This window comes from Gottfriedia acidiceleris (assembly GCF_036421055.1).
GTDB classification, from domain to species: domain Bacteria; phylum Bacillota; class Bacilli; order Bacillales; family Bacillaceae_G; genus Gottfriedia; species Gottfriedia acidiceleris_C.
The window spans coordinates 154,419-178,801 of record NZ_JAZGQS010000006.1 but is presented as its reverse complement, the minus strand read 5'-3'; the positions used below and the strand labels follow the sequence as shown (position 1 = coordinate 178,801).

At 33.2% G+C, this 24,383-nt stretch carries 22 protein-coding genes; 10 read left to right on the top strand and 12 right to left on the bottom strand.

The annotated features are described in order from the left end of the window. The first annotated feature begins 45 nt into the window (after positions 1 to 45). A complete protein-coding gene (locus tag RAH41_RS11400; protein ID WP_331222600.1) occupies positions 46 to 681 on the top strand; it encodes an FMN-dependent NADH-azoreductase in 636 nt (211 codons plus the stop codon). A 158-nt stretch (positions 682 to 839) separates the two neighbouring features. On the opposite strand, the gene RAH41_RS11395 is transcribed toward RAH41_RS11400, so the two are convergent. Further along, positions 840 to 2,066, bottom strand: a complete 1,227-nt coding sequence (locus RAH41_RS11395; RefSeq protein WP_331222599.1) for a HAMP domain-containing sensor histidine kinase — start codon at positions 2,064 to 2,066, stop codon at positions 840 to 842. Between the two features lie 129 nt (positions 2,067 to 2,195). After that, a complete protein-coding gene (locus RAH41_RS11390; protein WP_331222598.1) occupies positions 2,196 to 3,341 on the bottom strand; it encodes a metallophosphoesterase in 1,146 nt (381 codons plus the stop codon). 232 nt (positions 3,342 to 3,573) lie between these two features. On the opposite strand from RAH41_RS11390, the gene RAH41_RS11385 reads away from it, so the two are divergent. Beyond that, positions 3,574 to 4,836: an ATP-binding protein gene (locus RAH41_RS11385; protein WP_331222597.1), complete on the top strand. Its 1,263-nt coding sequence runs from the start codon at positions 3,574 to 3,576 to the stop codon at positions 4,834 to 4,836. A gap of 42 nt (positions 4,837 to 4,878) precedes the next feature. Here the strand turns inward: RAH41_RS11385 and RAH41_RS11380 are convergent, their stop codons facing one another. After that, positions 4,879 to 5,679 (bottom strand): class I SAM-dependent methyltransferase, encoded by an 801-nt coding sequence (locus RAH41_RS11380; protein WP_331222596.1) that lies wholly within the window; start codon positions 5,677 to 5,679, stop codon positions 4,879 to 4,881. 142 nt (positions 5,680 to 5,821) lie between these two features. On the opposite strand from RAH41_RS11380, the gene RAH41_RS11375 reads away from it, so the two are divergent. Continuing rightward, complete coding sequence (locus tag RAH41_RS11375) at positions 5,822 to 6,142, top strand: hypothetical protein (protein ID WP_331222595.1); 321 nt, start codon at positions 5,822 to 5,824, stop codon at positions 6,140 to 6,142. 82 nt (positions 6,143 to 6,224) lie between these two features. Further along, the gene (locus tag RAH41_RS11370; protein WP_331222594.1) at positions 6,225 to 6,902 is read left to right on the top strand and encodes a diphthine--ammonia ligase; all 678 of its coding nucleotides are present in this window, start codon (positions 6,225 to 6,227) and stop codon (positions 6,900 to 6,902) included. 306 nt (positions 6,903 to 7,208) lie between these two features. Here RAH41_RS11370 and RAH41_RS11365 read toward each other — a convergent pair whose 3' ends face one another. Beyond that, a complete protein-coding gene (locus tag RAH41_RS11365; protein WP_331222593.1) occupies positions 7,209 to 8,204 on the bottom strand; it encodes an NAD(P)-dependent oxidoreductase in 996 nt (331 codons plus the stop codon). 20 nt (positions 8,205 to 8,224) lie between these two features. Next, positions 8,225 to 8,596 (bottom strand): DUF2500 domain-containing protein, encoded by a 372-nt coding sequence (locus tag RAH41_RS11360; RefSeq protein WP_025569142.1) that lies wholly within the window; start codon positions 8,594 to 8,596, stop codon positions 8,225 to 8,227. 582 nt (positions 8,597 to 9,178) lie between these two features. Here RAH41_RS11360 and RAH41_RS11355 point away from each other — a divergent pair. The 3 genes from RAH41_RS11355 (at position 9,179) to pheA (ending at position 11,812) form a co-directional block, all read left to right on the top strand. Further along, the gene (locus RAH41_RS11355; protein ID WP_331222592.1) at positions 9,179 to 9,616 is read left to right on the top strand and encodes a hypothetical protein; all 438 of its coding nucleotides are present in this window, start codon (positions 9,179 to 9,181) and stop codon (positions 9,614 to 9,616) included. A gap of 257 nt (positions 9,617 to 9,873) precedes the next feature. After that, positions 9,874 to 10,860 (top strand): LacI family DNA-binding transcriptional regulator, encoded by a 987-nt coding sequence (locus tag RAH41_RS11350; protein ID WP_331222591.1) that lies wholly within the window; start codon positions 9,874 to 9,876, stop codon positions 10,858 to 10,860. A gap of 103 nt (positions 10,861 to 10,963) precedes the next feature. After that, a complete protein-coding gene (pheA, locus tag RAH41_RS11345; RefSeq protein ID WP_331222590.1) occupies positions 10,964 to 11,812 on the top strand; it encodes a prephenate dehydratase in 849 nt (282 codons plus the stop codon). 49 nt (positions 11,813 to 11,861) lie between these two features. Here the strand turns inward: pheA and RAH41_RS11340 are convergent, their stop codons facing one another. Further along, positions 11,862 to 12,140, bottom strand: coding sequence for a hypothetical protein (locus tag RAH41_RS11340; RefSeq protein ID WP_331222589.1), 279 nt, complete (start codon positions 12,138 to 12,140; stop codon positions 11,862 to 11,864). 137 nt (positions 12,141 to 12,277) lie between these two features. After that, positions 12,278 to 13,702: a sigma-54 interaction domain-containing protein gene (locus RAH41_RS11335; RefSeq protein ID WP_331222588.1), complete on the bottom strand. Its 1,425-nt coding sequence runs from the start codon at positions 13,700 to 13,702 to the stop codon at positions 12,278 to 12,280. A 331-nt stretch (positions 13,703 to 14,033) separates the two neighbouring features. Here RAH41_RS11335 and RAH41_RS11330 point away from each other — a divergent pair, with 331 nt between their 5' ends. The 3 genes from RAH41_RS11330 (at position 14,034) to RAH41_RS11320 (ending at position 18,220) form a co-directional block, all read left to right on the top strand. Next, entirely contained in the window at positions 14,034 to 15,245 is a 1,212-nt protein-coding gene (locus RAH41_RS11330) for an ornithine--oxo-acid transaminase (protein WP_331222587.1), read from the top strand. Between the two features lie 14 nt (positions 15,246 to 15,259). Beyond that, positions 15,260 to 16,546, top strand: a complete 1,287-nt coding sequence (locus tag RAH41_RS11325; RefSeq protein WP_331222586.1) for a Glu/Leu/Phe/Val dehydrogenase — start codon at positions 15,260 to 15,262, stop codon at positions 16,544 to 16,546. Between the two features lie 267 nt (positions 16,547 to 16,813). Beyond that, positions 16,814 to 18,220 carry an amino acid permease gene (locus RAH41_RS11320; protein WP_331222585.1) on the top strand — a complete coding sequence of 469 codons (1,407 nt, stop codon included), beginning with the start codon at positions 16,814 to 16,816 and terminating at the stop codon, positions 18,218 to 18,220. A gap of 430 nt (positions 18,221 to 18,650) precedes the next feature. On the opposite strand, the gene opp4A is transcribed toward RAH41_RS11320, so the two are convergent. The 5 genes from opp4A to RAH41_RS11295 are packed head-to-tail and all read right to left on the bottom strand — an operon-like array spanning position 18,651 to position 24,287. Then, complete coding sequence (opp4A, locus tag RAH41_RS11315) at positions 18,651 to 20,429, bottom strand: oligopeptide ABC transporter substrate-binding protein (RefSeq protein WP_331222584.1); 1,779 nt, start codon at positions 20,427 to 20,429, stop codon at positions 18,651 to 18,653. A 24-nt stretch (positions 20,430 to 20,453) separates the two neighbouring features. Next, positions 20,454 to 21,359: an ABC transporter permease gene (locus tag RAH41_RS11310; RefSeq protein WP_069032748.1), complete on the bottom strand. Its 906-nt coding sequence runs from the start codon at positions 21,357 to 21,359 to the stop codon at positions 20,454 to 20,456. A 14-nt stretch (positions 21,360 to 21,373) separates the two neighbouring features. Beyond that, on the bottom strand, positions 21,374 to 22,339 hold the full coding sequence (gene opp4B, locus RAH41_RS11305; RefSeq protein WP_331222583.1) for an oligopeptide ABC transporter permease: 966 nt from the start codon (positions 22,337 to 22,339) through the stop codon (positions 21,374 to 21,376). Positions 22,340 to 22,354: 15 nt separating this feature from the next. Beyond that, positions 22,355 to 23,281 carry an ABC transporter ATP-binding protein gene (locus RAH41_RS11300; RefSeq protein WP_331222582.1) on the bottom strand — a complete coding sequence of 309 codons (927 nt, stop codon included), beginning with the start codon at positions 23,279 to 23,281 and terminating at the stop codon, positions 22,355 to 22,357. Beyond that, a complete protein-coding gene (locus RAH41_RS11295) occupies positions 23,262 to 24,287 on the bottom strand; it encodes an ABC transporter ATP-binding protein (protein ID WP_331222581.1) in 1,026 nt (341 codons plus the stop codon). The genes RAH41_RS11300 and RAH41_RS11295 overlap by 20 nt, the downstream gene beginning before the upstream one ends. Positions 24,288 to 24,383 lie beyond the last annotated feature (96 nt).

Here is a 24,383-nt window from a genome sequence, read left to right as displayed (position 1 = left end):
ATATCGTGCTTTTAATAAGGTAAAGAATGAAAGGTGGAAATTCGTTTGACGACATTATTGTATATCACAGCACATCCTCACGATAAGTCTACTTCGTACAGTATGGCGGTTGGTGATGCTTTTATCGAGAGTTATAAAGCTGCACATCCTAATGACCAAGTAGTACATATTGACCTTTATAAGGAAACGATTCCTCATATTGATGCGGAAGTGTTTGCAGGTTGGGGGAAACTTCAATCTGGAGGATCTTTTGATACACTTTCTTCAGGAGAGCAATCAAAAGTAGGAAGATTAAATGAGATTGTTACTCAATTTGCTGAAGCTGATAAATATGTATTTGTAACACCTTTATGGAACTTTTTATTCCCTCCAATTATGAAAAACTATATTGATGCGATTTGCGTTGCTGGTAAAACTTTCAAATATACTTCTAATGGTCCTCAAGGATTATTAGGTGGTAAAAAAGCATTGCATATCCAGGCACGTGGAGGAGTTTATTCAGAAGGACCAGCTGCAGGTCTTGAAATGGGACATCGCTATATTGGAGTGATAATGGGCTTCTTAGGTGTTCAAGACTTTAACGGAATTTTTGTAGAAGGTCAAAATCAATTCCCAGACCGCGCACAAGAAATTAAAGAACAAGCAATTCAAAAAGCGAAAGAAACTGCAAAAGATTTTTAATCTGTTTAAAACGAAAAAACTCACTTTTTGGTGAGTTTTTTCTTTATTATGATTAGGAATTTTTTGTTTTTTAGAATTTTAACTTACTCAAGGATTTGTTATGGCAAGTTAATGACAGATATTTCCTTTTATAAAAAGTCGACTACTCCAAATTTTCTTCATTCATTTTCATTTTGCCAAATCGGTAAATAAATCCGAAATTTAGATCCTTCATTTTCCTTACTACTTACTTTAATTTTGCCTTTAAATTTTTCGATTATATTAAAACAGACGGTTAACCCAATGCCTGTGCCTCTTTCTTTTAGTGAGTAGAATGGTGTACCGAGCTTATCGATTGTTTCTTGGGACATTCCAATTCCTGTATCTATGATTTCAATAAGTGCATATTCATTTTCTTGAAATAGATTGATTGTTATAAAACCAGCATCGTGCATTGATTCGATTGCATTTTTCATCAAGTTAACGAGAACTTGTTTAAATTCAATTGGATTTATTTTTGTATAAAGTATTTGATTTAAGTTTAAATGGAAACCGATGCTCTGGCTATTTGCCATCGAGGCAAGCAAATCAGTTACATTTAATATTTCTTTATTAACTTCTACAACTTGTAGCGTTTCAGTTTGAGGTTTTGCTAGTGATAAATAATCATTAATAATAATTTGAGCATATTCTAACTCTTTTAACATCGTATCAACATAGTATTTTTCGTCTGGGTTCATTGTTTTTGTTTTTTGAAATAGTTGTGCAAAACCTTTTACGACAGTAATAGGATTACGGATTTCATGTGCAATCGTTGCAGCTAGTTGACCAATCGAATTTAATTGTTTTGCCTGTTGTATTTCCTTGTGATTAGCTTCTAAAGCTATAACTTTCGTCTCTGTTTGTAAAAATACAAATAAGAGTATTAATTGAATGGACAGGAATTCTAATATATTGCCGACAGGGTCTAATGCGATATAAGAATATTTTTCTTTTAGATTGCTGAATGAGATTAGTAATACAAAAGTAGGTCCAATTAGTATATTTAATGCCCAACCGATATAAAATGCTATGCGATTATATAAAAAGATTGTAAAGACAGGGATGATTGCTACAAAACTATACATTGTTGATGTGTCTGGGTATGTCCAAAACTTAATATACACATACAGCGAAGCAATGGTCGTAAATAATACTTTTGAAGATGTGTTATCTTTTTTAACAAAATTGAATAAAGCAAAAAAAACAATGAACATTAGAATAATTTGAGTAATTAGTTCAATTGGATGCTCCTTAAAAGTTAAAGGAGAGAGTATAATTCCTACTAGTAATAAGGAAGTGAGTGAAGCCATAAAAAAAATATAAATTCGACGGCTCCTTTTGTTGTAGTACTCTGTATTTTTCATGCTTCAATCTCCGTTCTGAAAAGAAACTTTCAATAATATTTTACACTTTTCAGAAAATTATTTATAGATAAAATATGACAAAATTAATATAAAAGGAGACCAAAAAATGATTTTTGGTCTCCTTTTATATTAATTAGAAAATGAAACAGTGATTGTTACAATTTCAGAAGGGTTCCCTGTTCTAATTGGAGGTCCCCAAGTTCCAAAACCTGATGAAACGACAAAGTGTGAGCGTTCTTTTTGTAAATAGCCCCAATCAACCTCATAAAGTCGACGAGTAATTATATGATTAGGCATAAACTGGCCGCGATGTGTATGTCCAGACACTTGTAAATCTACGCCTAATTGAGTTGGAATTTCTAAATGATAAGGCTGATGATCAAGTAAGATAATTGGTTTTGTATGATCAATTCCTTCAAGTAGTTCATGTAAATCTAAGCGTTTTTTACTTGCAAGGTCCTTACGACCAACGATATAGAAATTGTTATCAACTAGTTCTTTCTCATCTAATAAAAAATGAATACCAGCATCTTTTAAATGCCGGGCAAGTAAATCTAAATGTCCACCGTAATAATCATGATTTCCAGGAACTGCATATATACCAATTTTTGGCTTTAACTTTTTCAACGTTTGAATCATATTTTCCTCAACGAAAGGAGTAATATCTTCATCAATTATATCTCCAGCAATTAAGACTAAATCAGGAGCAAGCTTATTAATCTTTTCAACAAGAAACTCTAATCTTTTATTCGTGACTAGTGTGCTTAAATGTAAATCCGAAACTAATACAATTGATAGTTCTTTATACTTTTCATTTGGTTTATCAACATTGATGTCATAATGAACAATCTGTGTGTCTAGTGCACTTTTTCTACCTTTTACGATAAGGGTTACGACACATAATATGACAATTGTTCCAAGCATTACACTTATACTATTTGTTTTGATAGATGTAAATGCTCTTAAAATAAGTGCAATCAAATCAGCAACAATGACAAAGAAAATTAAATAATAAAAGATGGCTAACCAGTATGCTCCAATTTTATGGATCTGTTTAAAGAATGAAGTAGGAAGCTTACTCTTTAAAACTCTTGAAAGAATGTACGAAAAAGTTAGTAACAGAAAGATAATCCAATAGATTGTTTCGATTGTTGGATTCATCCATCTACTTAGTAAAGAATTAATATAAATCCATCCATTTATACCAATGTAAAAATTAATTAAGAAAAAGAAAGTCATAACCAAAATAATATTTAAAACTAATCTTTTATTCATATAGATCCCTTTCATACGATAGTGGTAAGCTACTTCTAGTATAAATGTTTAAACTTATAAACGCACCTATTACACTTTCTTTAAATTGAAAAATACCATAATAATATTAATCGACAGAATATGAAAAATGGTGTGAGATAATAGGGTAAAATAAAGGATTTTTGGAAGTTTTGTCGTATTATATCTATGTTAATTATATTTCGGAAATTTCGAATTTAGTGAGGGTAAATACGTGTTAATCGAAAAACTTTTGCTACATGTTTTAATCACATTAAGTCCAATATTAATATACAGTATTATTTATGAAAGGCATGGCTATAAAGATAAAATTTATCTTTTTGGTATGTTTCAGGCTGTAGCAGGTTTTTTTTGCATGGCCTTTCCGTATCCTGCATATGGGTTATTTTGGGATTTGAGATATATCCCACTAACGATTGCGTTTCTATATTGCGGCTATCGCTGGGGGATCGTGACTTTTTTAGCGATTTTGTTAGCTAGAATCATTTTAGGCGGAGATGCTATCATATTTGGTATCATCAGTATTACCTTATCCTCACTAGGGTCTTTCATTTTATTTAAATGGTTTTGGACATTTAAGCCTAAACAGAGAATAATCGCAACAGCTCTTATTAGTTTATGGCCAGCTTTAGTTCAACTAGGAATCTTATTCACTTTTTTAATCGTAAATAAGATTAGTTTTAAAAGCGATTATAGACTATTTGGATTAGTCCTTATTTTTATTGTAATAGAGTTAATCGCAATTACTTTAGGAGCAAAACTGATTGAAACACTAATTGAAAATAAAATATTACATAAAGAAATCCAAAGAGCTGAGAAACTTAATACGTTAAGTGAGATGGCAGCCTCTATTGCTCATGAAGTTAGGAATCCACTTACAGTTGTGAAAGGTTTCCTTCAATTAATGCAAGAGAGCAAAGACAATCAGTCTATGGAATATTTGCCACTAGTATTAAGCGAATTAGGGAGAGCAGAAGGAATCATTAATGATTATTTAAACTTTGCTAAACCACAATTTGAAAAAGTAGAAACGTTCAATTTAAAGCAATGCGTTTCAGATGTAGTTACCTTATTAGTTCCTTTAGCTTTAAAGCAAAATGTTAAATTAAAAGGAGATACAGAGGTCGATACATTTATAAATACAGATAAAAATCAATTTAAACAAGCACTAATAAACCTAATTAAAAACGCGATAGAGGCAACTAACTCGGGGGGATTTGTACATACAAAGCTACACGAAGAAAAAGATAAAACGATCATAACGATTAGAGATAATGGAAAAGGAATGACTAAAGAACAGCTTTCACGTATTGGTACACTATTCTATTCAACGAAAGAAAAGGGAACTGGCGTAGGAACAACAGTCTCTGTTCGAATCATTGAAGCAATGAACGGAACAATCACTTTCGAGAGCAGCGTTGATGAAGGAACAAAAGTAACGATTAAACTACCAAAAGTTGAGATTAAAGAACCATAATGGGAGATTGAAAAAACGTTTAGAATTAACTTAGCGTTTCAATTAATATGAGTTGTGTCCATCATAATATTTCTTTCTAGCAAACCAAATTGTCCAACAGTCTTTTTCAATAATAGTAGATTGATGCTGTAGCTTTTTATTGATGTATTTTACTAATTGTTTTAGCTCTTTATCAGTGAGTTCATGAAGAATTGATCGACCTGTTCTAAGTAATAAATCACTCTGAAGTGATTCTAGGTCAGCGTAGATGCGTCTTGTTTCCCAAAGTTTCACTGTTTTTTCTATATGAAACCCAGCTGATTCTAATGCCGAGTGCATTTCTTGTGTATCATATCTCCTTGCTATTTCTTTCGTTTTCAATTTTGGATAAAGGTCAAAAAAATAACCTCGTATATGGCTATTGTCTCCAGGAAGTAAACAATCTTCTGGCGTCCGGTCTTGTACGATTAGCATACCGTTCTTTTTTAGTAAACGATTTGTTTCACTGAAACAGGCATTTAAATTATCTAAATGATGGACTAAAGCTCTTGCCAAAATTACATCATAATTTGAAGATGGAAGTTTAGTATCATATGCATCTCCTTTACTAAAAGAGATATTACCGTAGTCTTTACAATTTTCAGCAGTTCCCTTAAGCATTTCCTCTGAAAAATCTACCGCCGTAACGTGGTTTACTTTTAACTTAGAGAGAGCTTTCGAATAGATGCCTCCACCGCAGCCTAGATCAACTACGTCCTTTCCAAACAAATCAACAGTATCCCTCATTAACTGAATCCAAGATTGATCAGCCTCTCTAGTTGTATAAGTCTTTTTATTTTGTGCATCGTGGAAGTTGATGGCCATCAGATTACCTCCCCAAATTTGATAAAGGTGCTTCTATTTATTAGTATAGACGATGATATTACACTGAATAATATCAATAAGTTATTGGCATTAATAAGATATTTTTATGAAGAACAGGGTTAGATAAAAAGGAATGGTGAAAATGGACGGTACAATAGAAAGATTTGAAAGCTTAAGAACTGAACTAATCAATCACTATGAAGCATCAAAAGGAAGTATCTTTGGACATAAAGGTTTAAAAATACAAGGTAAAGTTTTTGTATTCTATAATGAGCCGAATATTGTAGTAAAGTTAAAGCCACAAGATGTTGCAACAGCTTTAAAATTAAGCGGAGCAAAAAACTTTGACCCAATGGGTGGGAAACCTATGAGAGAATGGGTTGAAATTCCATATGGGGATCAACAGTGGTTTGATTATGCAATAAAAGGTATGACATACGTTAAAAGTTTACTAAAAAATTAATCATTAAAAATTTGTTTGTTATAAACTATGGATGGAAGTTTAATCATTTCCATCGCTTTAATGTTAAGGGAGAATGAGATAAGTGAACAATCGTAAAGTAGCAGTTTCTTGGAGTGGCGGAAAGGATTGTTGTTTGGCATTAGACTTACTAATTAAAAATAAATACGAAGTGGCATGTCTAGTATCAATGGTATCGAAAAAGGATGAAAGGAATCATGCACACGGGACGCCACTTAATTTCTTACAAATGCAAGCTGACGCAATAGGAATTCCTCTTGTCATGATTGACTCAGCAGGAAAATACGAGGAGTCAATGATAAATGGGCTAAAAACAATAAAAGAGCAATTTGACCTTTCTGCGATTGCATTTGGTACATTATATGTCGAGGAAGATCGGCAATGGAATGAACAAGTTGCAACCAACGTGGGACTTGAACCGATATTCCCAGTGTGGATTGAGAAAAGTGAAACGACTAACTTACTAGATCAATGGCTTAAGACTGGATACGATGCAATTATTTGTAGGGCAAAAGAGAATATTTTTGATTCTACAATCGTAGGTAAGAGCCTAAATAAAGATTTAAAACAACTATTCATTAACAAAGAAATCTGTTTAATGGGCGAAAGCGGAGAATATCATACGTTTGTAATTGATGGCCCACTATTCAAAGAACGATTAAATATAGTAGATGCAGATACTATTCTAAATAGTGGTTTATGGTCTTTAAATATTAAAGAAATACAAACAACTGTTAAATAGATTCCTAGTGAGTTTTTTATAAAGATAATATAGTTTGAGATTGCTATTAACATTGCTTTAGCTGGGGGGCGTAGCAAACAGCTGTAACTGACTGCAAATAAAAGTGGTAAAAAGTACAAATAAAAACCGAAACTGCAATTAAAATTTGTAAAAGTGCAATTAAAAATCCTAAAACTGCAAATAAACTGACTAGACCATCTTAATCAATGGCCAGAATTAACATAATTTTACTAGAATTAATTAAGTCCAATCAAAAACAAGCTAAAATCACTTAAAAATAATTAATTTAGGTGACTTTAGCTTGTCTTACTTTCGATCGTTTGTAGTTAAGTACCAGTCAGCATAACGCTTAATACCTTCACTAATTGATACTTTAGGTTCATAGTTTAAATCACTTTTGATTTTTTCAATGTTTAATGTATAGTCGTAACTTAAGAAATTGGCAATATGCTTGGAAACTGCTGGTGGTTTGTTAGTAAACCTCGCAATTATTTCAGAATTTAAGGCGATAAATGACAGGAGTTTTGGTGAGATGTTCTTTGCATTCAACTCTTTATTTAAAGCAAAGAAAAGCTGATTAAGTACATCAATTAAATAAATAGGTTGACCATTTGTAATATTGTAGTATTCACCGTTAAAGGCATGATCTGCATTCATACAAGCGATAATCATATCAACAACATTATCGATATAAGTAAAATCCATTAGAACTTGTCCTTTATGAACTAATGGAATTCCTCTATTATCATTTATCTGTATAAATCTTCCGAAAATCGTATGATCGAAAGGACCGAAAATTTGTCTAGGTCTTAGTGAGATTGCAGGTAATCCTTTTTCAATTGCATCTTCAACAATTAAATCTGCCATATGCTTTGTTTTAGCGTAGTAATTAGAGTGTTTTGATGGTAGCGGATCACTTTCTTTAACATCTTTACGACTCTCACTAGTAAAGTACACACTCGGGGTCGAAATATTAATAAACTTTTTTAAATTTGTTAAAAGTGAAGCTTTAACAATATTTTTTGTCCCTTCAACATTTGTTTTTTCAAAGTCAGAAAAACGTCCAAAAGGTGCTGCAAGTGCAGCACAATGGATTACATAATCTACATTCTTTATATTTTCTTCTAATAAGATCGAGTCATTCAACTCTCCTTTGACAAAGGTGACATTCTCCATATTATTGAAATATTTAGCTGCTTCCTCATTTCTTCCAAAGGCTATAACAGAATAGCCCATTTCACTTAATTTTTTAGTCGTATGTTTTCCTAAAAAACCAGTGGCACCACTTATGAAAACTTTCATTATTCCACCCCGAAAAGATATTATTGTCGCTCAAAGTTTATGAATCTCGTTCCTTGGAAAGTTAGTTTTCCTGTATCATTTTCTACTAATTGACCATAAATAAACCCATCAATTTGAAATTCAATTCGATCTCCAGATTCGACCTCAAGTGTAACATAATAATGTGTAGAGGAATGAGCAAACTGGTTTGTATTGGCACGCTGTACGTAATCTATTCTTTTAGTAACGATTTTTGCTGGGACAATTAATTTGGGTTGTTTATTATTATAATTCCATTGCTTTAATCCTTTTATTAGTGCAAAAAATATACCTGCAAAAACGAAGACGAAAATGATTGGAAATACGAAAGCAATAATTTTAAAAATATCAAAACCTGCATCAAACCCTGACATTATTAAGACCCCCTTTTAATAAATTCCACTTCTTAATCCTTTTAAGACAAATAGGACTCTCTATCTATAGTTTATTAAATTTTCTGAAAGTAATAAACTTATTTCTTTCAGCTGTAATGTAAACGTTAAATTATTTTAGTGAATTTTATTTCTTTTATTATATAGATATAACGCTAAAATCAACTAGAATAGTAAAAAATGTAAAATAATTACTATTAATAATCTAATAGAACTACTATCCAGGAAGCTTTAAATTAAGTGGAAATCTTGTTATTTTTCCTTATTAGAACATTAATTGTGACAGAATAAAAAACTAAGTAAAAAATCCTATCATTTTAGTAAATTTTAATCCAATTAATTATTGACCGATAATATTCAGGGGAGTAGGATACTTTTAATAGAACTCTTTTTCTCTTTATTACGTGCTATTGATCAGTTACTTGTAAGAATGTTATCTGCTCATGAAATAAGGCTAGCGAGGAGATACAGGGTTAGCTCATTAAATGGTTGGTTTAATCTATTTCTATCTGATCAAAAAGCGGGTAGGTATCATGGAAAATTAGATATAGGAGTGATAAGGAAATGAATGTTAAAGACTTAATATCAGTTTACAATCAGTATTATAGTCATTCTAATTTACGCGTTTTTTTTGTATCTGGCCATACTGACGAAATTGAAGAAATTACAGACTTTGATGGAAACGGTCACCATGCTTCACAATCATTTGGCATTTATGTGCTTTTGTCTAGAACAGAGACGCAATTAATTAAATTAGTATCCTTAAACTTTGAAGACTTAGGAATCATTGAAATTTCTTTAAATGATTTAGATGACGAAATAAAGCATGACTGGACTAGCTATTTAAAGAAAGTGATAAGTTATTTAAAACAAGCAGGGTATCGTATTAATAGGGGGATGGACATACTGATTTACAGTAATCTTCCAAATGAAGTAGGGCTATCCTCAACCAAATCAGTTGAAGCTTTAACAGATATTATGTTAAAAAATTTATACGAATAAAAACGAGAAACCACATTAAATTTTAAACAATTAAAAAACAACTAAGATTACTCCAAAAAAATTAAATTCTCCTCCTGTAAATAATAATATTTCAAATTTGCTTAAATAAAACATAATTATACAATCTTGATTTAAAGAAAATAAAATATGTAAAAAATTCTCCATATTTAATGAATAATCGGACAACCTTCAACTGTTAAAATTAAAGTAATAGTTTCGAAAACAATTCAGATTGGAAGGCTACGAGGAGAGTTGTAATGACAACAATTAAAGAAATTGCCGAAAAAGCAGGGGTATCGATTGCTACTGTATCAAGAGTGCTTAATTATGACCCTGCACTATCAGTAAGTGACGATACAAAACAAAGAATTTTTGAAACAGCAGAAAAGCTTTCATATAAGAAAAAATCAAAAGTAAAAAAGAATATTGCTAAAATCGCACTCGTTAAAGGTGATAATGGAAATGAAGAGTTAAGTGATCTTTTTTATATGCTAATTCGTTTTGGAATTGAAAATAAGTGCGAACAACATTCCCTGCATATTTCTACTTTTTTTCGTGGAAATGAAAAAGGGATGTTAGATGAGCAAATACTTGGTGTGATTGCATTAGGTAAATTTGATGATCACCAAATTAGTTCATTGAAAAAAGTATCGAAAAATATCGTATTTATTGATTTTTCACCAGATGAAGAGAAGTATGATTCTGTTGTAACAGATTATGAGAATGCTATTATAAAAATTTTAGATCATTTTATTTCACATGGACATCAAAAAATCGGATATATAGGTGGACGTGAGTATGATAAGAAGCAAGTTCAAAAAATAAATTCTCGAGTGAAAACATATAAAAATTATTTAGAGGAAAAGGGACTCTTTCGAAAAGAGAATCTATACTTAAGTGAATTTACAGCTGATGCAGGGTTTAATTTGATGAACAAAGCAATTCGAGAACAAGGTGGAGATATGCCAACAGCATTTATAATTGGTTGTGATACGATGGCTGTCGGATGCCTAAGAGCACTTCATGAAGCAAAAATATCAGTGCCAGAACGTGTAAATTTAATCGGAATGAATGATTTTGTGTTTTCAAAATATCTTTTTCCTAGCTTAAGTAGCTTGAAGGTTTACACTGAATCGATGGGTGAATCAGCAGTTGATTTATTAATGGAAAGACTGTTAGGTAGGAAAGTAGCCAAAAAAGTGATTGTTCCAACAACGTTAAAAATTCGTCAAAGTAGCCTTTAAAGCAAACATTTGCGAAATTTGTAAGATAATTGCTAAAAATTAAACATTTTACTTTTAATCTTAACTCTTTTTAGTATAATTAAAAATTAAAAGGAGTGGGAACGTGAAGGTTGGTTATTTAGGTCCTGAGGCGACTTTTACACATGTTGCTGTTCGGTCTGTTTTTAAGAATGATGAACATATTGCTTATTCTAGTATTCCTGTTTGTATGGATAATGTGGCTGAAGGGGAAGTTGATGTAGTTGTCGTTCCAATAGAGAATTCGGTTGAAGGATCTGTGACTACAACAATTGATTATCTTGTACATGAACAGCCATTAAAAATGGTTGGTGAAATTATTATACCGATAAGACAGCATTTATTGATGGCAAAAGGACAAGCACATCGAGTAAAAGATATAGAGGTGATTTATTCTCATTCTCATGCGTTAGCTCAGTGTCACACATTTTTGCATAGTCAATATAAATATACAAAGTTAGAACCAGTTACTTCTACGAGTGCTGCAGCTAAAATGGTTAGTGAGCAATCGAATGAGTGTATAGCTGCGATCGCTAACGAATTTGCTGCAAAGAAATATGGGTTAGAAATTGTTGCTTCAGATATTCACTCAAATTCATATAATCACACAAGATTTATTGTTTTACAAGTACATGATGCTAAACTGGAAACGAATTATTTTGAACCTAAACATACTAAGGCAACTCTAGTTATTAACATGCCAGAGAATCGTGCTGGTGCGCTTCACCAAGTACTGTCAGCATTTGCATGGAGACAGATTGACCTTTCAAAAATTGAGTCCCGTCCGACAAAAACTGGATTAGGAAATTACTTTTTCATTGTTGATGTTGAAATGGGCTATGATGATGTATTATTACCTGGAGTAAAGCAAGAATTAGAGGCTTTGGGCTTTAGTGTAGAAATTTTAGGAAGTTACTCAACCATTTCATTATAAGAAAAGAGAAGGTTTAAGAGCCTTCTCTTTTATATTTTTTAATTTTACATTAATAGTAGTAATAAGGGGGTGGACAATAGTAACCTGGTGGGCAATAAGTGTAAGGATAGCCATAACCATAACCATAACCCCAAAATGGGAAAAATGGAAAAAATGGACGGAAAAATGGACGGAAAAATGGACGACCAAATCCAAATCCAAACCCAGGTCTACCAAATCCAAATCCAGGTCGACCAAATCCACCAAATCCACCATGGAAGCCTCCGAATCCACCGTGTCCAAAGCCGCCACCAAACCCATGTGGACGATACTCATGTTCATTCGACATATAAAAAACCTCCTTTACTAATGAATCTTACATATTCAAAATATGCAGGACAAAAGTGGAAGGTTTGGGCAAAATGTATTTTATACTGAACTAAAAAATTAAAATCATTTAATAAAAACATTTCTTTTTATGAAAACTTAATCATTCAATAAATTAAACTTACGGATACGATATTGTAAGTTTTGTCTACTGATGCCTAATTGTTTTGCAGCCTGTGTAATATTGCCGTTATGTTCATTTAAAACATTTATAATATGTTGTTTTTCTTTGTTCAATAAAGTATTTTTTAAATTTGATTTGTCCTCTATTGATTCTTTCTGATGTAATGTATCGACTTCTCTATGTTGTTGAACAATTGGAGTAGTATTTGTATTTCTTTTTTCATTAAAGAACCTAGAAGGTAAATGAGTTGCAGATATAGTTGTTTCATTTTCTACTAAATTCATAGCACCTTCAATCATATGTTCAAGTTCGCGTATATTACCTGGCCAGTTATGATTCAAGAAGAAATTTGATACAGTTTCATCTAAATTAGTTACTCGATGACCGAAAAGACGATTATATTTTTGAATAAAGAAGTTTGCTAACAATAATATATCTTCGAAACGTTCACGTAGTGGCGGTAGAAATAATGAAACGACACTTAGACGGTAATATAAGTCTTTCCGTAAATGATTATTTGCGATTGCTTCAATAGGATCTTCATTTATTGTAGCAATAATTCGAACATCTAATTCTTTTTCGTTAATATCACCAATTCGTCTAACTTTACGTTCTTGAATAACCCTTAAAAGTTTAGCCTGTAAGTTAGGGCTAAGTGAATTAATTTCATCTAATAATAATGTTCCACCATTTGCCTCTTCGAATAAACCAGGTTTATCTATTGCCCCAGTAAATGCTCCTTTTTTTGTCCCAAAAAGAATACTCTCAATTAAAGATTCAGGAAGTGCGGCGCAATTTTGTGAAATGAATGGCTTTGTTGCTCTTTTGCTAGCGTTATGAATGCTTTGGGCGAATAGTTCTTTACCTGTTCCGGTTTCACCTACAATTAAAACTGATGATGAAGTTTTGGCAGATCTTTTTGCATCTTCAATTATGCTCTTAAATGAACTGGATGTTCCGATTAATTGTTCAAATGTATAACGTGTGCTTCGATTTTGAAGAATACCTTCCTGCACAGATTGCTTTAATTCCGTCACGTCGCGAACCATTTCAATTGCTCCAATAATTTTATTTTCTTTCATTATTGGGTAAGTATCATTAATTGTCGTAACTTCTTTTCCTTTATTATTAAAATAAGATTGTTTGATATTTTTTCGTACTTTACCTTTTTGCAGGGCTTCAAGTAAAGTGCTAGATTGGTTATTTTGAAACGTGAAGACATCTAAAAGATTTTTATGTAATACATCCTCTTCATTCATCATTTCGATTTCCATCATTTTGCGGTTATACACCATTGTATTTGCATCTTGATCAACTACATGTATACCGATATCTATTTCTTCTAATATTAATTGTAATAATTCATCAACAGCTAAAAAGTTTTGCTTATCATTTTTCATATAATTCTCTCTTTTCATTATAACAATAGAAAAAATTTGCACTTCTAACTATTTTTGGTAAGATAAAAAGGCAGTTTTTTTCCGAATTGTGCTATTTTCTTTGTTAATCAATTTTTTTGCTGCAAATATTCTATGCATATTTTAATTAATTTTGCGCTTTAATGCAAAAAAAATTTGCAGTAAATTGAAAACGGTATCATGATTAGGGATGAATAAAGCTTAGAATAAGTACATTTTTTGAATTTTAATGTATTTAACATGTTTGGCACGGAAATTGCTTATTCTTTTAGTAAGAAACTAAAAATTAATCAATAATATTGGGGGAACTCAAATGACAACTAATTCTCAAAAAATCATCGACCAAACAAATCAATATGGCGCAAATAACTATCATCCACTTCCAGTAGTTATCTCTAAAGCTGAAGGTATTTGGGTTACAGACCCAGAGGGTAACAGATATTTAGATATGTTAAGTGCATATTCTTCTGTAAACCAAGGGCATCGTCATCCGAAAATTATCCAAGCTTTAAAAGATCAAGCTGACAAAGTTACTTTAACTTCTCGTGCATTCTATAGTGAAAACATGGGTGAGTGGTATGAAAAGGTATCAAAAGTTACGAACAAAGATATGATTTTACCTATGAACACTGGTGCTGAAGCTGTTGAGACAGCTATTAAAGCTGCTAGAAGATGGGCTTATGATGTTAAGGGTGTAGAAGAAAATCAAGCAGAAATTATTGCTTGCGTTGGAAACTTCCATGGACGTACGATGGCTGCAGTTTCATTATCATCAGAAAAAGATTATCAACGTGGTTTTGGTCCATTCTTACCAGGAATTAAGTTAATTCCATATGGCGATATTGAAGCTTTAAAAGCTGCAATTACACCTAATACTGCTGCATTCTTAATCGAACCAATTCAAGGTGAAGCTGGAATTAATATCCCAAGAGAAGGATTCTTACCTGAAGTAGCTGAAGTTTGTAAAAAAGAAAACGTATTATTTATTGCAGATGAAATTCAAACAGGTTTATGTAGAACTGGTAAAACTTTTGCATGTGATTGGGATGGAGTAACTCCTGACATGTACATTTTAGGTAAAGCACTTGGTGGCGGAGTATTCCCAATTTCATGTGTTGCTGCAAATCGTTCAATCTTAGGCGTATTTGAGCCAGGTTCTCACGGATCTACATTTGGTGGAAATCCATTAGCTTGTGCAGTTTCTGTAGCTGCTTTAGAAGTTCTTGAAGAAGAGAAGTTAGCTGAGCGTTCAAATGAGCTTGGAAACTACTTTATGGAAAAATTAAAAGAAATCGATCATCCTCACATTAAAGAAGTTAGAGGACGTGGATTATTTATTGGTGTTGAACTTCATGTACCAGCACGTGTTTATTGTGAAGCATTAAAGAAACAAGGTTTATTATGTAAAGAAACACATGATACAGTAATTCGTTTTGCACCACCATTAATTATTTCAAAAGAAGATTTAGACTGGTCAATTCAACAAATTAACGAAGTATTTAGCCAATATAAAGCAACTGTATAAATGGAGCGATAAAAATGACAACTACAATCCCACAAAATCAAGTACAAAACAAAATTAAAGAAGAAGGCAGAGAATTAATTGAGTCTACTCAAGAAGTAATCTCAGAAGCACTTCATAAACTTGGTTATTCAAAAGAACTTTATGAGTTATTAAAAGAACCATTACGATTTTTAACAGTTCAAATTCCGGTAAGAATGGATGATGGCTCAGTGAAAATTTTCACTGGCTATCGTTCACAACATAATGATTCTGTAGGTCCTACAAAGGGTGGAATTCGTTTCCATCCTGAGGTTAATGAGGACGAAGTAAAAGCTTTATCAATGTGGATGAGCTTAAAATGCGGTATCGTTGATTTACCATACGGTGGGGGAAAAGGCGGTATCATTTGTGATCCAAGAAAGATGTCAATTTTTGAGTTAGAGCGTTTAAGTAGAGGATATGTTCGTGCAATTAGCCAAATTGTTGGACCAACAAAGGATATTCCTGCTCCAGACGTATACACTAACCCACAAATTATGGCTTGGATGATGGATGAATATAGTAGAATTCAAGAGTTTGATTCTCCTGGATTTATTACTGGTAAACCACTTGTATTAGGTGGATCAGAAGGACGTGAAACAGCTACAGCTCAAGGTGTTACAATTTGTATCGAAGAGGCTGCTAAACGTAAGGGAATCGATTTAAAGGGTGCTAGTGTCATTGTTCAAGGATTTGGAAATGCGGGTAGCTTCTTAGCGAAGTTCATGATTGAAGCAGGTGCAAAGGTAGTCGGTATTTCTGATGCTCTTGGCGCATTATACGATCCAGACGGTTTAGATATTCATAGCTTACTAGAAAAAAGAGATAGCTTCGGAACAGTAACTAATTTATTTACAGATGTAATTTCGAATAAAGAATTACTTGAAAAACCTTGTGATATTTTAGTTCCAGCTGCAATTTCAAATCAAATTACAATTGAAAATGCTCACAATATTAAAGCATCAATCGTAGTTGAAGCTGCAAATGGTCCTACTACTCTAGAAGCTACTAAAGTATTAACAGAGCGTGGAATTTTACTAGTTCCAGACGTACTAGCAAGTGCTGGTGGAGTTTCTGTTTCTTATTTTGAGTGGGTTCAAAATAACCAAGGCTACTACTGGTCTGAAGAAGAAGTTGCTCAAAAACTTCGTGAAAAAATGGTGCGTTCATTTGATAGTGTTTACCAAACATCGGTTAATCGTAAAGTAAATATGAGATTAGCTGCATACATGGTTGGTATTCGCAAAATGGCGGAAGCATCTCGTTTCCGTGGATGGGTTTAATAGACTAAATAGGTTTGCTCCAGGTGGAAATTCCATCTGGAGCACTTATATTGTATTGACAGATAATAAACTCTATTTTTATAATTAAGATATTATTGCGATACAATAAATTTGTATACGCTTACAGTTATTATCTGAAAATTAAGACTTAAGATATGCTGATTTAGAACGATTTAGTGTTTATGAAGAAAATAAGGCAATTTATTTTCTGTTATATCAGAATATTTTAACTTATACACACAACTTACAACTAGAGGAGGGACTTTCATGAAACAACAAGAACAGGGGTTAAAGAAAGAGCTTAAAAGCAGACACTTGTTTATGATTGCTCTTGGGGGAGTAATTGGAACTGGTTTGTTTATGGGATCAGGCTATACAATTAGTGAAGCTGGCCCAGGTGGAGCAATATTAGCCTACTTAGTAGGTGGATTCGTAATGTATTTAACAATGCTATGTTTAGGAGAATTAGCAGTTAATTTACCAGATGCTGGTTCTTATCAAACATATGCAACTAAATATATCTCACCAGCGTCAGGTTATGTAGTTGGATGGATGGCATGGTTAAACTGGTCGGTAACAATTGGTTTAGAATTAATTACAGTTAGTATGTTAATGAAGAGATGGTTTCCAGATGTACCAACTTGGATCTGGTGTGTAGTATTTGGCGTAATCTTATTCTCAGTAAATGCACTTTCAACGAAATCCTTTGCTGAAGTAGAGTTCTGGTTTGCAAGTATTAAAGTAGTAACAATTGTTCTGTTTATTATTTTAGGTGGAGCAGTAATGTTTGGAATTGTACCAATGGAAGGGACAAAGGCTCCAATGCTTTCTAACTTCACGGACCATGGTGGACTTTTCCCGAATGGTTTTCTAGCAATTATGATCACAATGGTTGCAGTTAACTTCTCATTCCAGGGAAGTGAATTAGTTGGAATAGCAGCTGGTGAAAGTGAAGATCCAGCAAAAGCTGTACCTAAAGCGATTAATAATACTGTATGGCGAATTCTAGTATTCTTTATTTTATCAATATTTGTTTTAGCAGGCCTATTCCCTTGGGAGAAAGCTGGTTTAGTAGATAGTCCATTCGTAGTAGTATTTGATAACATCGGTATTCCATATGCAGCTGATATAATGAACTTTGTTATTATTACAGCAGTTCTATCAGTTGCAAACTCGGGTTTATACGCAACATCACGTATGATGTATTCAATGGCTCAAAAAGGAATGGTTAGCGCTAAATTAGGTAAATTAACTAAAAAAGGTGTACCTTTAAACGCTTTAACTTTTAGTATGTTCTTTGGATGTTTATCACTATTAAGCGGAATTTACGCAGAAGACACGGTTTATCTATGGTTACTATCAATTGCAGGATTTGGTTGCTTATTCGTTTGGGCAAGCATTGCATTATCAAATCTTTTAGGTAGAAAGAAATACATTCAAGAAGGTGGAAAATTAGAGGATTTAAAATATAAAACGCCTCTTTATCCAATCGTACCAATCGTTGCTTTCGTTTTAAATGTGGCTGTAATTATTAGTCTTGCATTTATCCCAGACCAACGCATTGCATTGTACTGTGGTGTTCCATTTATGATTGCATGTTTAATCTATTATCATTTCTCTGCTAAGCATAAGATTGAAAAACACGAGCAACAAGAGAATAAAAAAGTAAGTTAATAATCGTTTTGAGATTGTCTCAAAAGTTGAAGAAACTCGCTAGTAAGTTACTACTAGCGAGTTTTTTGTTTTTTGAATTGTAGTTGGTTAGTTTAGCGTATTGAATAATGACTACTTTATTAACAAATTTCACAATTTTATCAACAGTGTGCATATTTTCGTTAATATTTTTTGATTTTGAAGAAGAAAGCGGAAACTTATCCACTGATTTGATAATCATATTACGGTTATCAACTAAATCTTGCATTATATATCAACAAAAGTTCTAATGTACTTGTTAATAACTTTCAGTAATTCGATATAGAAAGGTAGAAGGTAGTTACTTATCCACATTTTTACTGTTATGATTATGTCTTCTTTCTGAGTTATACACAAAAAAGAACTGTCCCAAAAGTACATTGACTTAAGGGACAGTTGCTTTTTTTGCAGCTTATTTATTTTTTTCAGACTCTTTACTTGTTACAGTGATGTCTTGTAAGTGACCTTGGAAGCCTTGACCAGCTGTTAAGTCGTAGCCTTTAACGCGTTTATTAACGCCATCTAAACCGAAGCGGAATAGAGTAGGGATAACTGGCACTTCGTCATTTACAAGCTCTTGCCATTTATCGTATACTTCTTGACGGTATTTTTCATCAAACGCTTTTGCTGAAATACCTTCTTTTAATAGTTTATCATTGTCGCTATTTACCCAACGAACGTAGTTGAATGGTGCATTTTTTGCCCAAATTCCAGATGGGTCTGGGTCAGAACCTGTTCCCCAAGCTGCTGCGAAAATATCAATTTTTGGATTATCTTTTTCTACCATATCGTAGAATGAGTTGAACTCATGTAAACGTCCATCTAATAATTGAACATCTAAGCCAACTTCTTTCCAAGATTGTAAATAGAATTGAGCTAATGGTTCAGCGATATCGCCACCACTCATAGAAGCGAAGTTAATTTTAAATGGTTTTCCGTTTGGATCCTCACGTAAGCCATCTCCAGTTACATCTTTGTAACCAGCTTCGTCTAGTAATTTTTTAGCTTTTTCAGGATCATGAGTATATCCTTTTAATGCTTTATCAAAGTATTTAGGGAATGATGGTGGAATTACAGAAGTTGCAGGCACTCGTAATCCTTTATATAATTTTTCCCCAACTGCTTTATTATCAAGGGCATAAGCCATTGCCTGACGTACACGTTTATCTTGGAATTTTGGATTATCCATTACGTTTACACCATTTTTCGCATCGTAATGTCCCAATTTAAATCCGATGTAGGAGTAAGCTAACTCTGTTTTACCGATTAATGAGATATTTTTTAATTTTTTAGCTTGATCATATTGATCAGCTGATACAGAAGCGATATCGATATCTCCGTTTGCTAGAGAAGATGTAGCAATAGTTGGATTAACAACTTTTAAAAGTACACCATCAAGTTTTGGAGCACCGTTCCAGTAATCTTTATTCGCTTCAAACTCTACAGCTTCACCTGGAGTGATCTTTTTAATTTTAAATGGTCCAAAGCCGATAGGAGCTTTACGAATTTGGTCAGATGATGCTAATTTATCGACTGGAATATTGCCTAAATATTTTTTAGGGAGTGGGTTGGTCCATAATCCCGTAAGTACTGATGGATTTGCTTCTTTAAACGTAATTGAAATGTTGTGATCATCAATTACTTTTACACCAGAAATATTCTTCGCCTTACCGTTATGGTAATCTTCCATTCCTTCAATCATAGACATTTGTGAATCATAGCGTACACCAGTGTATTTCGGACTTCCAATTACAAGGTATGAATACTCTAAATCTGATGCTGTAACAGGGTCACCATTATGCCATTTTACATTATCGCGAATTGTTAAAGTAATCGTCTTTTTGTCATCGCTTAATTTATATGTAGCAGCACCATCTTGGTCATAAATATAGTTTTCATCTGTTGAAAGGAGAGGTTCATCAAAGAATTGAATAACTTGAGAATCTGGATCGCCTTCATAGAAAACTGTATTTAAGATACCTTCAAATGGCGTATCTGAAACTAAACCATATTTTAAAATGCCACCTGATATTGACTTTTTGTTATTTGATACTTTAATTGGAAAAGCAGCTTGGTCGACTTGCTTAGTTGTAGTCGAAGTCTTTGTGTCGCCGCCTTTACATGCTGAAAGAATCATCATAGATACTGCCATTGCGCTTAATACTTTAGTAAAGCTTTTTGCATTTTTCATATTTCCACTCTCCTTAGTTTTTAATTATCCTCTTCTTTGTCTAGCATCAGCTGCACGCTTTAGCGCTTCACCGATGAAATTTATACTCAGCATGAGCACTAAAATCATGCACGATGCAGGTAACCATATCCACAGCTTATTTTGTAAAACATCAGGATTTGTTGCATAACTAACAAGTGTTCCTAAACTTGGCGTACTTTCTGGTAAACCAAATCCAAGGAAGGTTAGACCAGATTCGATTCCAATATTTCCTGCTAGGTTTAAAGTGAATGCAACGATAATTAGTGAGCTGACATTTGGTAAAACGTGTGAGATAATGATTTTCCAATTCGGTGTGCCAATTGCTTTAGCTGCTGCCACATAATCTAATTCGCTCTCTGATAATACTTTTGAACGAATTAACCTTGCTTTACCTGTCCATAAGAAAAGACTCATAATAAGGACAAAATTTATGATTGAGAATTTAGGTACAACTGTTACGAATACAATAATTAACATTAAAGTGGGTAAGGATAAGAAAAAGTCAATAATACGCATTACGACACTGTCTACCCAACCACCGAAATAGCCTGCTATTAAACCCAATGCTAGGCCAAGTAGATTTGTAATAATTGTGATAAAAAATCCAATAGTAAAGGAATTTCTTGTCCCAATTATTAGTTGTCCAAATATATCTCGTCCCCCGTAATCAGTACCTAACCAATGAGTAGAGGAAGGGGGTTGATAGATTGATAGAAAGTCGACTTTAACAATTTGATCTTGATCTAGAATAAGCGAAGTACCATACACACTTATTATTATTAGGCCAAGCACGATAAGAGAACCTAAAGCTAACTTATCTCGTCTAAATTCTGCCCAAATAACGCTAAAACCGGATGGACTTTTTCGTTGCTCTGTAATATGAGTTTGATTTTCAATTTTTAATTCCATACATTTCACCTACCCTATTCAATCCGTATACGTGGATCTACGATGCTTAGAATAATATCTGAGATTAATGTCCCGAAAAGTGTTGCAAGACATGTCATTAAAACAAGCGCATTTACAACGGTAAAATCACGTAACATAACAGATTTGACGAACAGTTGCCCAATTCCTGGATAGCCAAAAATTGATTCTAAAAATACAGAACCAGCTATTAAGCCAGTAATCTCATAACCTAAAAATGCAGCGATTGGTAAAAATGAATTTCGTAAAATATGTCGAGAATAAACCTTAGATTCAGGAACACCTTTTGATCTAGCTGTTCTTACAAAATCTTTTACTTTTGTATCAATAATTTCACTGCGTAAATATTGAGAAATTCCAACAGTTGAAATAAGTGCACCTGATAAAGTTGGTAAAACAAGGTGATCTAACTTGCTTACATAATAAGCAAAAGTTCCGTCAGCAATCTGAGGGTCTACGCTACCGCCCGTAGGGAAAAGATCAAAATAAAATCCAAAAACAAACAGCATAACAATTCCAAAAATAAATAAAGGGGTAGCAAAACCTATATAGTTGTATCCGGTTATCAGCTTATCCGCCCACGTGTCGTTATAGCGTCCACTAATAATTCCAAGTGGAATTGCCAATAAATAAGTTACAATAAACACGCATAGAGCAAGTAATACTGTATTTCCAATACGATCACCTATTACATCAACTACATTGATTTTGTGTGTATAGGAAACACCAAAATCACCTTTTGCAACATTTTTAATCCAATGATAATACTGAACATAAGCAGGATCATTTAAACCCATTTCTTCACGAATTTTTTCAATTTCTTGTGGATTAGCTTTTGGGTTAATCGAACGTCCAGTTAGTGCATCACCTGGCATTGCTTTAGCTAGTGCAAAGATTAGTATACTCAAGATAAGCAGCTGAGGAATCATGATGAGTATACGGCGAATGACAAATTTTAACATATTCGTTACTCCTTTCTAAGGTAATGCTACTCGATGAGTATCTGAGATTGGTTTTAAATCAAATGGTCGACCATTTTCATCAAAGTAAGAAGAAGCATTTTGTTGATATTCTTTTCTAACTTCTTGTCTTTCTTTAATTTTTTCTTCTCGAACTTCTGGACGAATATCTGGTATTGCTGCAATTAAGCGTTTAGTGTATATATGTTGTGGATTGTTTAAGATATCTTCAGTAGTACCTTCTTCAACAAGTCTCCCTCTATACATAACACCAATTCGATCACATAAATGGCGAATAACGCCTAAGTCATGGCCGATAAATAAATAGGTTAGTTTGAATTCTTCTTGGAGATCTTGTAAGAAATTAAGTACTTGTGCTTGTACTGAAACATCCAAAGCAGAAACCGGCTCATCTGCAACGATTAACTTAGGTTGTAAAGTTAAAGCTCTAGCAATCCCAATTCGTTGACGTTGACCACCAGAAAATTCATGTGGATACTTATATAGTGATTCTGGAGATAATCCAACTTTATGAAGGTAGTAAAGTACCCTTTCACGTTCTTCATCAGCAGTTAACGTTTCAAAGTTTCTTAACGGTTCTGCTACTAAATCAATAATTCTCTTTTTAGGATTTAAAGAAGAGTATGGGTCTTGAAATATCATTTGAATCTCTTGACGGAATGCGCGCATTTGCTTTTTATTTAGAGTGATTAAGTCATTGTCTAAAAACTTAATACTTCCATTAGTAGCCTGTGTTAATTGAAGAATTGCCTTACCTGCAGTAGATTTTCCACTACCTGATTCCCCAATAAGGCCATATGTTTCGCCTTCGTTTAGTTCAAATGAAATTCCATCAACAGCTCGAACATAATCTACAACTGTTCGAAAAATACCACCACGAATAGGGTAATGTACTTTTAAGTTATCAACCTTTAGTAGAGACATTTACGATCGGTGCTCCTTTCTCATTCTTGAAATGGAAATGCTTATAACAAGAACAACGTACATAATGATTTGGTGTAACTTCGTGCAAGATAGGTTGATTTTCATGAGCATAATTTTGAATCCAAGGAATACGGTGGCTGAAACGGCAGCCTGTTCTAGGTAGTTTGTCTAATGGTGGAACTGTACCTTCAATAATATGAAGTCTTTGATTTTTTGAATGAGTAGTAGGAATAGAGTTTAATAGTGAGCGCGTATATGGGTGCAATGGATTATTTAGTATTTCTTCTACTGAACCAGTCTCAATAATTTGTCCAGCATACATAACTGCAACACGGTCTGCTACTTCTGCAACAACACTTAAGTCATGCGTAATTAGAATGATGCCCAGCTTTGTTTTCTTTTGTATTTCTTTTAATAAATCTAATATTTGAGCTTGTATCGTTACATCTAAAGCAGTAGTTGGCTCATCTGCAATAATGAACGAAGGGTTACATGCAATGGCAATTGAAATCATAGCACGTTGTCTCATACCACCAGATAATTCATGCGGATACTGTTTATAAGTAACCTCTGGCTTTGGAATTCCAACTTGGTTTAGTAACTCTATTGCACGCTCCTTTTTTTGTGAGCGTGAAAGATCCGTATGAAAATCTAAATTTTCTTCAATTTGTTTACCGATTGTCATTAACGGATTTAGAGCAGTAAGAGGTTCTTGGAAAATCATTCCGATTTCCTTGCCTCGAATTTTATTCAACTTACTATCATTTAGCGTTAGTAAATTTGTACCCTTGTAAGAGATCGATCCATTCATTTTTGTACGATTATTTGAATGTAGTCCTAGGATTGATAGGGCTAAAGCACTTTTACCGCAGCCTGATTCACCAACAATTGCAAGAACTTCATTTTCATGGACAGTCAGTGATACATCATCCACAGCAGGATAGTATTGGTTGTTTATACGAAACGATGTCGTTAAATGTTCGATTTCCAAAAGAGGTTTTGACATTTCGTGTCTCCTTTCGAGAATTCATGAGCGAAATTATTGTTATATTTTGAATTTTCATAAGTATAATATTATTACGCGAATGTTTCAATATGAAAA